The sequence below is a fragment of the Streptomyces sp. NBC_01707 genome (assembly GCF_041438805.1).
Taxonomy (GTDB): domain Bacteria; phylum Actinomycetota; class Actinomycetes; order Streptomycetales; family Streptomycetaceae; genus Streptomyces.
In genome coordinates this window covers 5,793,837-5,806,046 of the sequence record NZ_CP109190.1, presented here as the reverse complement: position 1 = coordinate 5,806,046, position 12,210 = coordinate 5,793,837, and the positions used below count along the sequence as shown (strand labels likewise).

At 70.3% G+C, this 12,210-nt stretch carries 11 protein-coding genes; 4 read left to right on the top strand and 7 right to left on the bottom strand.

Annotation, left to right across the window (positions count from 1 at the left end; all coding sequences use genetic code 11):
* Positions 1 to 99: 99 nt before the first annotated feature.
* From OG963_RS26165 to OG963_RS26140, 6 genes are all read right to left on the bottom strand, one after another.
* Complete coding sequence (locus OG963_RS26165) at positions 100 to 927, bottom strand: isocitrate lyase/phosphoenolpyruvate mutase family protein (protein WP_371799499.1); 828 nt, start codon at positions 925 to 927, stop codon at positions 100 to 102.
* Complete coding sequence (locus OG963_RS26160; RefSeq protein ID WP_371126453.1) at positions 924 to 1,469, bottom strand: hypothetical protein; 546 nt, start codon at positions 1,467 to 1,469, stop codon at positions 924 to 926. The genes OG963_RS26165 and OG963_RS26160 overlap by 4 nt, the downstream gene beginning before the upstream one ends.
* A 56-nt stretch (positions 1,470 to 1,525) precedes the next feature.
* Positions 1,526 to 1,807, bottom strand: coding sequence for a hypothetical protein (locus OG963_RS26155; RefSeq protein WP_093776352.1), 282 nt, complete (start codon positions 1,805 to 1,807; stop codon positions 1,526 to 1,528).
* Positions 1,808 to 1,873: 66 nt separating this feature from the next.
* Entirely contained in the window at positions 1,874 to 2,824 is a 951-nt protein-coding gene (locus tag OG963_RS26150; protein WP_256223695.1) for an adhesin, read from the bottom strand.
* A gap of 96 nt (positions 2,825 to 2,920) precedes the next feature.
* Positions 2,921 to 4,813, bottom strand: a complete 1,893-nt coding sequence (locus tag OG963_RS26145; protein WP_093930425.1) for a hypothetical protein — start codon at positions 4,811 to 4,813, stop codon at positions 2,921 to 2,923.
* 182 nt (positions 4,814 to 4,995) lie between these two features.
* Positions 4,996 to 7,491, bottom strand: coding sequence for a D-alanyl-D-alanine carboxypeptidase (locus OG963_RS26140; RefSeq protein ID WP_371799498.1), 2,496 nt, complete (start codon positions 7,489 to 7,491; stop codon positions 4,996 to 4,998).
* A 194-nt stretch (positions 7,492 to 7,685) separates the two neighbouring features.
* Between OG963_RS26140 and OG963_RS26135 the strand changes: the two genes are divergently transcribed.
* The 3 genes from OG963_RS26135 (at position 7,686) to OG963_RS26125 (ending at position 10,150) form a co-directional block, all read left to right on the top strand.
* Positions 7,686 to 8,408: a GPP34 family phosphoprotein gene (locus OG963_RS26135; RefSeq protein ID WP_030927908.1), complete on the top strand. Its 723-nt coding sequence runs from the start codon at positions 7,686 to 7,688 to the stop codon at positions 8,406 to 8,408.
* A 376-nt stretch (positions 8,409 to 8,784) separates the two neighbouring features.
* On the top strand, positions 8,785 to 9,654 hold the full coding sequence (locus tag OG963_RS26130) for a helix-turn-helix transcriptional regulator (protein WP_030927911.1): 870 nt from the start codon (positions 8,785 to 8,787) through the stop codon (positions 9,652 to 9,654).
* 289 nt (positions 9,655 to 9,943) lie between these two features.
* Complete coding sequence (locus OG963_RS26125) at positions 9,944 to 10,150, top strand: DUF397 domain-containing protein (RefSeq protein ID WP_078879069.1); 207 nt, start codon at positions 9,944 to 9,946, stop codon at positions 10,148 to 10,150.
* Positions 10,151 to 10,256: 106 nt separating this feature from the next.
* Here the strand turns inward: OG963_RS26125 and OG963_RS26120 are convergent, their stop codons facing one another.
* On the bottom strand, positions 10,257 to 11,096 hold the full coding sequence (locus OG963_RS26120; RefSeq protein ID WP_093776348.1) for a hypothetical protein: 840 nt from the start codon (positions 11,094 to 11,096) through the stop codon (positions 10,257 to 10,259).
* Between the two features lie 80 nt (positions 11,097 to 11,176).
* On the opposite strand from OG963_RS26120, the gene OG963_RS26115 reads away from it, so the two are divergent.
* On the top strand, positions 11,177 to 11,959 hold the full coding sequence (locus tag OG963_RS26115) for an SDR family oxidoreductase (RefSeq protein ID WP_093930427.1): 783 nt from the start codon (positions 11,177 to 11,179) through the stop codon (positions 11,957 to 11,959).
* The last annotated feature ends 251 nt before the right edge of the window (positions 11,960 to 12,210 follow it).

Here is a 12,210-nt window from a genome sequence, read left to right as displayed (position 1 = left end):
GACGGGGACCGGCGGTATCACGGCGACCGGATCGTCCGGTCGGTGGGCCTGCCGGACCCTCCTGCTTCGGCGACGGATTCACCGACTGATCGCACGGGCTCAGCCGGAGCCCGGGCCCGGGGCGTGCCCGCGTACGCTCAGGTTCTGCACCTGTGCGTACGTCGGTGTGTCCCCGCCCACCGGCCGACCCGCCCGGATGTTCGCCGCCACGGCCATCGCCTCCCCGAGTGCCGCCCGGTACAGCAGCGAGCCGAGGCTCATCCTGCGCACGCCCAGCTCGCCGAGCTGGGCGACCGTGGGCCCGGACGGCGAGTAGAGGATGTTGAGGGGCGCGTCCAGGCTCTTCACCAGCGCGGCGATCGCGGTGGGGTCGGTCAGGCCGGGGACGAACACACCGTCCGCGCCCGCCTGCCGATACGCGTCGAGCCGGCCCATCGTCGCGGCCGTCGCCGCCTCCCGGCCACCGAGCCAGTGCGTGTCGGTGCGGGCGTTCACGAAGAGATGCGGGACGGCGGCCTTCACCGCCGCGATCTTCGCCGCGTGCAGCTCCACAGGGGTGAGGGTGCCGTCGCCCCTGCCGTCCTCCAGGTTGATGCCGACCGCCCCCGCCGCCGCCAGTTCACGGGCCAGCTCGGCCACCTCGGCCGGGTCGTCGCTGAACCCGCCCTCGGCATCCACCGAGAGCAGATACGGCCCGGCGCCCAGTCGCCGGGTCAGAAGCACGGTCTCCTCGCGGGTCGCTCCCGTACCGTCGGGCAGTCCGGCCGCCGCGGCCACCGCGAGGCTTGTGGTGCCGATGGCGGGGAAGCCCTGCTCGCTCAGGGCCGTCGCCGAGGCGTGGTCCCAGGCGTTGGGGAGCAGCAGCGGTGACGTGGTCGTCGCGCGGTGCAGGGAACTGAACGCCGTGAAGGCGACCAGGGAGGTCATGGTGTCGGGATCCGTTCGGCGCGCTCGGGCATGCGGGTGGGTGAGAGGTCTCCTACGGCATCCGCGTAGTAGGTCGATTCCGCTACGTGGAAGGCGAGTTGCCGGAACGTCCAGCCGATGCCGGGAGAACGGTCCAGCTGCTCGGGCGTCAGCGCGTCGAGACGGTTCGCCCAGATCCTGGCCAGTCGGGTCAGCCGGCTGCGGGCCTCGTCGAGATCGGCCCCGGTGAACGGGGCGAGGTCCGCCCCGGTGGTGGTCGCCGAGGCGTGCCAGTGGTCCGGTTGCGTCTCCTCCCCCACGAGCCGCGCCTCCATCTCGGCGAGGTGGTCGACCAGATGGTCGGCGACGCGGCGGATCGCCTTGTGCGGCGTATGGACACGGTCGTCGGCCGGGACGGGGCGCCCGTCCCAGGCCGCCCAGGTCGCGGCGAGGGCCAGGACGTGGTCGACCATGTCCGCGACGATCCCGGCGGGGTCGCGGTCGTCGGTCGCCGGGACGGAGCCGGGTGCGGTGCCGGAGGTGGAGCGGGTCGTTGTCGTCATGGTTCGACGCTAGAGGCGGGACTCTTCGGTGGTCACCGAACCGTGCCGCGATGCGCCTAGGACGATGTGACGCCCCTCTGCCTCGGCCGACGGCCCGGGGCGGCGCATGCCGGGCACCAGTAGCCCTCCTGCTGGACGTACTTCCAGCCGAGCTCCTCGATGTGCGGGGAGGCGAGGGTCGCGCTGTGGAGGAAGTGGCCGAACAGGTCCGACTCGATGTCCGGTGGCGGGTCCGCGATGACCATGTCGAACACGGCCCGCGCCTGGCAACCCCGACGATCGCACAGAAGGCAGAACCGCACAGGGCCGGGTGGCTCTCCGTCGGTGGTCAGGCTCATGCGTCCACTATGACCCCCCAGCCGGACGGATACCTGCCGTTCCGCCCGGCACCTCGGCGGTCGGCCTCAGCGGCAGTCCACCCTCAGCTGCGCCGCTGCGTGATGCGCGCCCACCAGTTCCTCGTCACCCCAGTCGCGCCCCCGGTCGATCAGCTGCACCGCGAACGTGTCGCCCTTCACCGGGTAGCTGCTCACATCGACGGGGGTGCCGCGATGCACGGTCTGGCGTACCGCGAAGCCCGTATACGCGGAGTCGGCGTCATCCGGATTCGAGAGCACCCGGTACACGGTGGGGTTCCCCGCCACGTCGCGGTCGCGGCCGCTGTCCGGTACGAAGACGGTCAGCGCGCACTCGCGGTAGCCGCTGCCCAGGTGCCAGGACCAGGTGGCGGTGTTGCCCCGGTCCTGGGTCGTGCTGCCCGACATCGGCACGGCGCTGAACCGCCCGTCGCACGTACTGCCCCGGTAGCCACCGGAGTCGACCGTGTACCAGCCGTCGTCACCGTCCTCGAACCGGCCGTGCTCACGGTACTCACCTGTCGAGCAGCCTGGCCCGGCCCAGGCTGTGTAGGCGTAACCGCCCTTGCCGGGCGGGTACTTGAGAGTACGGGACGGGCTGGGATCTCGGGGCGACGGCGGTGGTGACGGCGACTTCGAAGAGGTGGGTGCCGGGTCCGGGCTCTCGGTTCCGGACGGGCCGATCCGGGTCGGGGCGCCGCCCCCGATGCCGTCCGGCGGGATACCCGCGCGCCCCACCGCCCCCGTACGCCGACCGCTGTCGTCGCCGCCCGAAGCGAGCAGCGAGGCGCCCGTGACCAGCGACCCGGCCACCACCACGACTCCCGCCGCCAGCAGGGCCTTTCTGCTCCGCGGCAGCGTGGAAAGCCGGCCCGCGAGCGTCTCACGGGCGATCCAGGAACCGTCCCCGCCGGCCGACCGGGCCACCGATCCGCAGTCCGGACAGACCAATCCCGGCAGCGCACCTCGCTGTTCACTGCCACACCGTTGGCACCTCATGGCAGCACACCATGCCAGGGCAACGCGCCCGGAGGGAGAGACCGTGCACGATTCGCTCGCTCTCTCCTCACCTGCGGCTCCCTGCCTGCGCCCTCCTCAGCGCAGCTCCTCCGGGCACGGTGTACCGGGCGACAGCTGGTACGGGGCTGCCAGCCGGTACACCCCGGGGCGCGGCGCGAGCAGTTCCGTCCACTCGTCGCCGTCCTCGTCCTCGTCCACCTTGAGCAGGCAGCCGTTCGTGTTGACGAAGGTCCGCGGGCTGTCCTGGTCCACACGCCGCTTGGACGCCTCGGTCTCCTGCGGCCGCTCCACACTCTTGCCCTCGTCGTCGACCAGGGCGAGCCAGCGCGAATACGGGATCCGGATCAGCACCCGGCCGGCCCGCTTCACATGGATGGTCAGCTCACCCGCACCGGCCCGGTCCACCGTCGCCGGCGGGTCGGCCAGCGGCACCGGGCTGTCGACCTCGAAGAGCTGCCAGTTGGAGTCGGCCCAGATGGCCTTCAGGTACGGCTGGCCCTTCTGGACCAGCACCGCCTCCTGCATCGCACCGGTGGAGTCAGGCTCCCCCGTGGGCAGCACCACGTAGTGCACCGCCCAGCGATCGAGCCACTGGCGGTAGTTCACGGGGTTCAGGGTGTCGTCGTAGAAGAGCGGGTTGCGCTCCATGTCGGCCTGCCGGTTCCAGCCGCGGGCCAGATTGACGTACGGGGCGAGCGCGGAGGCCTCGCGGTGGCTGCTGGCGGGCACCACCTCGACCCTGCCGCGTTCCGCGCCGACCTCCTGGAGCTCGTTGACCAGCGGGGCCAGTTCCCGAGTCCAGGAGGCGGCGGGGGCGGTACGGACGATGTCGTCCACGCCCTTGACGCCGACCCAGATGTTCATGCCGACGAACGCCAGGATCAGCGCGTACCAGCGCCGCGAGCGCGGCACGGCGTACGGCAGCGCGGCGAGCAGCACCACCCCGGCGAACAGCATCGCCATCCGTGTGACGTTGGAGCCGATCTGCGAGTCGACCACATAGGTCAGCAGCGTCCCGGTCCCGTAGACGGCGGCAGCGGTGCGGACCGTGCGCCATTCCCTCGGCACGAGGACGAAGGTGAGAACGGCGAAGAGGAACGGCAGGGACAGCGTCGCGATCGACATCGGCTGCGTACCGGAGAACGGGAACAGCCACGCCGACAGCGCGACGACGACGACCGGCGCCAGGCCCAGTGCGTACGCGCCGGGGCGCCGCTTGTTCAGGAACAGCGCGGCGGCCACCACACCGAGGAACAGCCCCGCGACGGGGCTGCCCGCCGTGGCAAGCCCGGCGAGCGGCGCGGCGACGGCCGCCTTCGCCCAGCGCTTGTGGCGCCACCGGTACGGCCAGCAGAACACCGCGGCCACCGCACCCAGCGCGAACATCATTCCGAGCCCGAACGTCACCCGCCCGGACAGCGCGTTGCACAGGTACGCGAACACTCCGGCGAGCGAGCAGGCGAGCGGGTTGCGGACGGCCCGGACCCGCACCACGATCAACGCGGTCAGCCCCGCCGACACCGTCCCGGCGATCATCATCGTCGTGCGGACGCCGAGCACGGACATCAGATACGGCGAGACCACGCTGTACGAGACGGGGTGCATGCCCCCGTACCAGGCAAGGTTGTACGCGGTACCGGGATACCGGCCGACGAACTCGGCCCAGGCGTCCTGCGCCGCGAGATCGCCGCCGCTGTTCGCGAAGAGGAAGAACCAGAGGATGTGGGTGACCGCGGCAGCCGCCGTAGCAATGGTGACGGGGTGACGCAGCAGCTGCCGGGTACGGGCCTGCCGGCTGCGGGCCTGCCCGGGCGGTCCCGGCGCTTCGGTGGCCGTCGCCGACGGTTCCGGGGTACGCGGAGCAGGCAGCCGGACATTCATGCTGCCACCACTGCCGCTCGTCACGTCGCCTCGCACATCAGTGTTCCCGGCCGCCTCACGGCCGGGTCTCGGCTCCGCGGTGGTCACTACGGCTTCTCCCCGTCTCCGCCGGTCCCGTTCCCCGTCTCCGTATCACCTGTGAGGACGCCGTCCGGCGCTCCCCGGTTGTCCGGGGACGCTAACACGTACGCAAAGAGGAAGAGGGTGCCGGTATCGGCACGGAAAAAGGGGAGGGGATGCCGGGACCGGCACCCCCTCCCCCGTCCGCGTCAGCTGACGCGGGTCAGCTTCTGGCCGAAGGACGGGTTCGTCAGATCGCTCTGCAGCGCCACCGCCACCTCCACCTGGCTGGACCCCTCACCCACGGTGAGCGTGCCGACGTGGGTTCCGGCGGCAGCCTCGTGCGGCAGCGTCTTCCCGTCGTCGGTCAGTTCGAGCTTGACCGTCAGACCGGGCCAGCCGACCGCCGCCACGTCCTCGGTCGCGACGACCGGGGTGGTACCGCCGAACCCGTTGTCGACCATGCCGACGACATCGCCCTTCCTGACCACCTTCCCGCTCTTCAGCAGGCTCTCGGTCGCGAGCATCACGTCCTTGCTGACCGCGTTGACCGTGTCGATGATGGCCGGCTTGTGCTGACCCAGCACCGCACCGACGATCAGCTGGTCGGTGTCGCCGACCATCTTGTGCGCGGCAAAGAGCAGGTTGCCGCCCGCCTTGGTCGTGGAGCCGGTCTTGATGCCGAGGGCGCCGTCGTACGGCACGAGGGTGTTGTAGTTGCGCCACTCCTTGCCCGACGGGTCGGTCCACGACGGCAGCTTCGTGATCGCCATCAGAGCCGGGATCTCCACCAGCTTCTGGCCGAGCTTCACCTGGTCCTCGGCCGAACTCACCGTGGTCGCGGTGAGTCCGGACGGGTCGGTGTACGTGGTGTTCTTCATGCCGAGGGACTTGGCGGTGTCGTTCATCTTCTTGACGAACGCTTCCTCGGAGCCGGCGTCCCAGCGCGCCAGCAGCCGCGCGATGTTGTTCGCGGACGGGATCATTATGGCCGCGAGGGCCTCCTGCTCGGTGAGCTTGTCCCCGGCCTTCACGGTGTTGAGCGTCGACTCGCCCGCGGTGTCCAGCCTGCCGTCCGACTCCCCCTTGGCGTCGACCGTGATGGACGGACCGGCTTCGCCCTTCTTGAGCGGGTGGTCCTTGAGCACGACGTACGCGGTCATCGCCTTGGCCACACTGCCGATCGGCACGGCCTTCTGATCCCCGAACGAATCCACCGTGCCGAGGCCGGTCGCCGCCATGTAGCCCTGGCCCTCGTTCGGCCACGGCAGTGACGGCTTGCTGCCCTCGAAGGTGTACGTCGACTGCGCCGTCAGCCGGAGCTCGGGCGTCGGCAGCGGGCGCACCGCCTGCACGATCGCAAAGACGATCAGCAGGAGGATCACGAGCGGGGTCCAGATCTTGACCCGGCGCACGGCCGTACGGACGGGCGTCTCCGGCGGCGGAGGCGTGTTCGTCAGCTCGGCCAGCAGATCGAGCGGCGGCCGCGGCGGCATCGGCTGCTGCCGGGTCCGCTCGGCGCCACTGAGCGACGGGGCGGCGGCCGAAGCGGGTGGGGCCGCGGGTGTCTCGGGCTTGCGGACGGCGGGGGCGGGCGGCGCCTCGTCGCGGCGCAGCGGCACGAACCGACTGGTGCGCTCGGCGGCACTCTCGGCCTCGGCCTCCGGCTTCTGCTGAGACTTCTGCTCCGTCTTCGACGCGGGCGGGGTGATCTTCAGCGCGGTCGTCGGCTGGTCGACCCGGTCCGGCCGGACCGTCCTGAAGACAGCCGTGGGCTGATCGATCGCGCGCTTGCCCTCGGCAGGCTCGGAGGACTCGGCGGCCTCCGAGTCCTCGGACACCTCGACGGTCTCCGCACCCTCGGCGCTCTCCTCGGGTGCATCGGAGACCCGGGCCTCGTCGGCAGCGCCGTCGGTTCCCTCGTCCTCGGCCTCGCCCGGACCCTCGGCTTCGGCGTCGTCGGATGCCGCTGGCTTCCCGGCGCCCTCGGCACGCGCCTCGTCGGCTTCGTCCCCGTCCGCGGCGTCGGCATCAACCGCGTCCGACGCGGCCGGCTCGCCCGACCCGTCGGACCCGTCGGACCCGTCCCCGGTCGCGTCGGCGGACGTCGTCCCGCCGTCACCCGTCCCGTCGACGATCTCGGGCGTGTCGCTCCCCGTGACGTCGTCGCTCCCGGCGACCGCGACCGCGTCGGGCTTCTCGTCCTTCTCGTCCTGCTCGGCCGCCTTCGCGCCGGCCGTGCCCTTCCCCACCCACGCGGCGACCGCGGCACGCAGCCGCGCATCGCTCTCCTCGGGTGCGGTCCCGGTTCCCGCCTCGTCGGCCGACCCGGCCGCCTCCGCGGCCCGGGCGCCCTCCTCGGACTCCTCCGGCTCCTCGGGCCCAGAGGCCCCCTCCCGGGCCTCAGGGGCCTTCTCGGCCCGCTCGGGACCGTGGGAGCCGTGAGAGCCGTTCCGCGACCCGTCGAGGACCTCGCCGAGGCCTTCGCGAGAGCCCTGCCGCTCGCCCTCGCCGGACTCCGCAGGCTTCGTACGGAAAACCGCCGTCGCCGTATCCGGATTGCCGCGGGTTCCAGTCGCGGTTCCGGTTCCGGCATCCGCCGCGGCTGCCGTGTCACGGAAGACGGCGAGTCGCGGATCGCTTTCGCTCCGAGCCGCGCCCGACGACTTCTGCTGCTCCGACCTGTCGGGGGACTCGCCCGCCACCGATGCCTCCTCCATGCGCCGCGGGGACGCCCCCGCACTGTCCGAACCAGCTACCAGTGTCCTGTGTGAACCCCCGGCCGGGCTGCTAGACGAGAACGACATACCTACTGGTTCCCGTACGAAGCACCCAGGCGCCCTCGACAGACCAATGTGAGAGGGGTCACCCTGTCATTCATCCACGCGGGGAGGCATGGATGGGCAGGAGCCGCAGAACAATTCCGGAGGAGCTTCTGCTGCTCGCTCTGGACCCGACCACGGGTACCACAGCGCAGCCGCAGTCGCTCGACCTCGGCCTCGCCGGAGCTCAGCTAGTGGAGCTGGCTCTGGCAGGACGGATAGCCCCTGACGGGGATCGTATCGCCGTGGTGATGCCACGGCCGACAGGAGATCCGACACTGGACTCCGCACTGGAACTGCTGCGCCGACGCGGCAGCCCGGTCCGGGCCGTCCACTGGATTGGCGGGCCCCGGCTGGGGCTGCGTCAGACCTATCTCTCGCATCTGGAGCGGTGCGGCATGGTGCATGCCGTGGCGGGACAGATGTGCGGGGTGCTGCCGACGACTCGCTACCAGGCGACGGACACGGCAATCAGCCGGGAGATCAGATCCCGGCTGGACAGTGCGATCCGCACCGGTGTACCGCCGGACCCGCGGACCGCGGCGCTCGCCGCACTGGCCCACGCGGTCGGACTCGGCAAGCACCTCTACCCCGGGAACGAGGGGCGCTCATCGCGCTCCCGGCTCCGGGACCTGATCAGACACGACCCGATGGGCGGTCTCGTGGCGCACGCCGTGATGGACGTCCAGAACGGGGCGGTCGCACAACCCCGCCGCAACCAGGCGGCGGGAGCGCCATTGCAACCGCAGGTGCAGTCGCAGTCACGCCGCGACAGCATGGTGCACACCGCGGCCCACTAGGGTCTTTCGTTCGGATCAGGCTGGACCAGGGAGCGAGGTCCGGTGCGCGCAGCTGCAAGGCGGAGGAAGAAGCCCACGCGGAGCGTCGGCGACTGACGACAACGCGGCAGATGTGCGTGCCGGACTCCGCGAGCCCAGCATGATCCACACGAGAGGCCCTGGGGCGGCGGACCGCACCGCACCGACGGGACAACCGAATACCGCCGCACCGACGTCCCCAAGACCCGGTTCGGGAGCCGCACCACGCGCGGGGCAGCCGGTCCACCGGCTGCCCCGCGCGCCTGCGTGTGGCCATTTCCCAGCGCAACCCGGCCCCTGGGTGGCAATCTGCTGAGCAGTAGATACGCACAGCTACACAGCCGGAGGTGCCGTTTCCGTGCCGACCAACGTCAATCCCACCGTCAGGCGACGCCGGTTGGGCCAGGAATTGCGCCGCCTGCGCGAGCTCAAGGGCATGACCGCCGAGGAGGTGGCGGAGCGACTGCTGGTCTCGCAGTCGAAGATCAGCCGCCTGGAGAACGGCCGCCGGTCCATCAGCCAGCGCGACGTCCGAGACCTCTGCGGGGTGTACGAGGTCGAGGACCACCGGATCGTCGACTCGCTCATGCAGATGGCCAAGGACTCCCGCCAGCAGGGCTGGTGGCACGCCTTCGGCGACATCCCCTACAGCGTCTATATCGGCCTGGAGACCGACGCCGAGTCGCTGCGGGTGTACGAACCCCAGGTCGTCCCGGGCCTGTTGCAGACCCGGAGCTACGCCGAGGCGCTGATCAACGGTGCGCTTCCGGAGGCGCCGCCGAACGACATCGACAAGCGCGTCAGCGTCCGTGCGCGACGCCAGGACCGGATCACCGACCAGGAACATCCGCTGCGGCTCTGGGCGGTCATCGACGAGGCCGCGCTGAGCCGGCTGGTCGGCGGCCGGCAGGTGATGATCGAGCAGCTGGAGCAGCTCGTCGAGCTGTCGCACCTGCCGCATGTGACCGTGCAGGTACTGCCTTTCGAGATGGGTGCACATCCGGGCATCAACGGGCAGTACGCCATTTTGGAATTCCCGGACGCCGCGGACTCCAGCGTGGTCTATATCGAGGGCGTCACCAGCGATCTCTATCTGGAGAAAGCGAATGATGTGCAGCGATACAGCGTCATGTATGAGCACTTGCGGGCGCAGGCGCTGAATGTGGAGCAGACCCGGCACTTCATCGCCGACATCGCGAAGAAGTACGCCCGGCTGAGCACCGACTGAGAGCCGCCGAACGCCGGGCGAACACCGGCCGAATGCCGAGCGGACGGCAGGCGACGGCAGCCCGGAGCCAGTATTCCGCAAAGTCCGATATGCGGGAAAAGGAGCGATGTTACGGGTGGGGCGACGGCACGGTACACCGTCGCCACCTCAAAGTGGAAGGCCCGAATGGAATATGCCATCCGGTCGAGTGAACGACGCCTTCACGCAACGATGTTGGCGAGTAGCGTCGATCACGCCAACAGGTTGTGCGGTTGGCACCTCTCACACAACTCTCTGAACCGGAGTGAACATGGCTATTCGTCAGGGTGCTACGGACAATTGGACGAAGTCGTCGTATTCCGGGGGCAACGGCGCTTGCGTCGAGGTCAGGTCCCCTCTCGCCCAGGCGATCGCGGTGCGTGACTCGAAGGCGCCCGAGGGCCCCTCGATCACGTTCGTACCCGGCGCGTGGAACGCCTTCGTCTCCGACATCGCGAAGGGCTCCGTCGGCGCCTGACCCGTGCCCTTCCACAGACCGGGGTGCGGCACCGACACCGGTGCCGCCGGAAGCCCTCTCGACTGGTCCGCCGTCCTGGCCGAGGGGGCTCCTCCAGCAGATCCGGTCAACGCAGTTGGTCCACATACCGATCCGTGCCGGGCACGGTCGGAATGAACGGCGCCACCAGCTCGACCCGGCCCAGGCCTGATTCCGCGACCGCCGCGTCGAGCCCGGTGAAGTGCTCCGCCCAGCAGTCCCGTGGGTCCTCCTGGAGGAACCAGAGCAGGGTCAGCCGGGTGTCGACGCCCTCGACCTGCTTCACATAGGTCATCCGGTCGCCCGGCAGCGGCGTGGGGCGGAAGACGGTCACCATCGCCGCCGGTGAGCCGCCGAGCCGCTTCGGCAGATGCCGGGAGCGCAGCCACTCCAGCAGTTCGGCCCGCTGCCCGGCGCCTTCGGCGTCGATCACCTGGAGCACCAGTCCGCGGTACGGGTGGTCGAGGGCGTGGTAATCCCTGGGGCCTGCGGCGCCGTCCCGGTAGACCGTCGCCTCGTGGTCCTGGAACGCGGTGAACACATGGGTACGGTCCTGGTAGACCCGGCCGTCCCGGTTCAGCCGCTTGTTGATCCCGACGGTCCACTTCATGTGGTCGTCGTAGCGCCCGTCCGTCACCCAGTACGTGGACAGGTAGCACCCGGCGCCGACCGGCTGCGCGACCGCGGACTTCTCCGGGTAGCGCAGCTCCTGGAGCTCCCGGGTGGCCACCCAGCGCCGCCCGGCGAACATCCAGGGCATCGCCATCGCACCGGCGTAGTAGTGGTCGTCCTCATACCAGCGGTTGTACGCGTATTCATGGCCTGGGCGTGGTTCCACCATGGTGATCAGCGCGTGGCCGGGATGGACTCCGTACGGCCCCAGCGCGGCCAGTTCGGCGTACGTGTCGCTGCGCGTCCCGTCGCTCATGCCATTCCCCTTCCGCACTCCGCCACAGCGTCCTACTCTGACGCCCCGTCAGAAAAACTGCCAGGGGCCGGGAGGCACCGATGTTGCTCGCGGGGAAGACCGTCGTGGTGTCCGGGGTCGGGGCCGGACTGGGGCACCGGATCGCGGAGACGGTGGTACGGGACGGCGGCAGCGCGGTCCTCGGGGCGCGCACCGCGGAGCGGCTCGCCAAATCGGCCGCCGAGATCGACCCCGCAGGACGGCACACCGCACATCTGGCCACCGACATCACCGACGAGGCGCAGTGCGAGGCGCTGGCCGCGCTGGCGCTGGAGCGGTTCGGGCGGATCGACGCGGTGGTCCATGTCGCCGCCTGGGACAGCTACTTCGGCGGCGTCGAGGACGCCGACCTCGCCACCTGGCAGTCGGTGATCGACGTCAATCTGCTCGGCACACTGCGGATGACGCGCGCCTGCCTGCCCGCCCTCAAGGAGCGAGGAGGCTCCGTGGTCGTCATCGGCACGCAGTCGTCGGTCGCCGCGCCGTCCCAGGTGCGACAGGCCGCATACGCGGCGTCGAAGGGCGCGCTCACCTCGGCGATGTACTCCATGGCGCGGGAATTCGGCCCGCACCGGATCCGGGTCAACACGGTGCTGCCCGGCTGGATGTGGGGACCGCCGGTGCAGGCGTACGTCCGGTTCACCGCACACTCCGAGGGCCTGCCGGAGGCCGACGTGCTCGGCAGACTCACCGAACGGATGGCACTGCCCGAGCTGGCCACGGACGGTGACGTGGCGGAGGCCGCGGTGTTCCTGGCCTCCGACCGCGCCCGGTCGATCACCGGGCAGTCCCTGCTGGTCAACGCCGGCGAGCTGATGCGATGATCCGCTGTCCTTAAGGGCAGTTCTCCTCCTTCTCGGCCGCACGGGACCCGCATCCCGTGCGGTCTTTCTGCGCTCTCCAGTGCTTGTGGTTGCTCTGCACAGCCTGACGAAGTGCCTGCTCATCGTGTGGCCGCCGTCACGTTCACGACAACGCCCCCGTGGGTCAAGAACAAGTAAAATCGTTCGACTTACTGATTGGCGTTCACATCCCTGATCGCCAAAAACCTTGACCGAGGTACCGAACAGGCGGT

Excerpts from the sequence above, each read along its gene's own strand:
- OG963_RS26165 (WP_371799499.1), bottom strand. The coding sequence starts at position 927 with ATGACCTCCCTGGTCGCCTTCACGGCGTTCAGTTCCCTGCACCGCGCG.
- OG963_RS26160 (WP_371126453.1), bottom strand. The coding sequence starts at position 1,469 with ATGACGACAACGACCCGCTCCACCTCCGGCACCGCACCCGGCTCCGTC.
- OG963_RS26155 (WP_093776352.1), bottom strand. The coding sequence starts at position 1,807 with ATGAGCCTGACCACCGACGGAGAGCCACCCGGCCCTGTGCGGTTCTGC.
- OG963_RS26150 (WP_256223695.1), bottom strand. The coding sequence starts at position 2,824 with ATGAGGTGCCAACGGTGTGGCAGTGAACAGCGAGGTGCGCTGCCGGGA.
- OG963_RS26135 (WP_030927908.1), top strand. The coding sequence starts at position 7,686 with ATGGGCAGGAGCCGCAGAACAATTCCGGAGGAGCTTCTGCTGCTCGCT.
- OG963_RS26125 (WP_078879069.1), top strand. The coding sequence starts at position 9,944 with ATGGCTATTCGTCAGGGTGCTACGGACAATTGGACGAAGTCGTCGTAT.
- OG963_RS26120 (WP_093776348.1), bottom strand. The coding sequence starts at position 11,096 with ATGAGCGACGGGACGCGCAGCGACACGTACGCCGAACTGGCCGCGCTG.
- OG963_RS26115 (WP_093930427.1), top strand. The coding sequence starts at position 11,177 with ATGTTGCTCGCGGGGAAGACCGTCGTGGTGTCCGGGGTCGGGGCCGGA.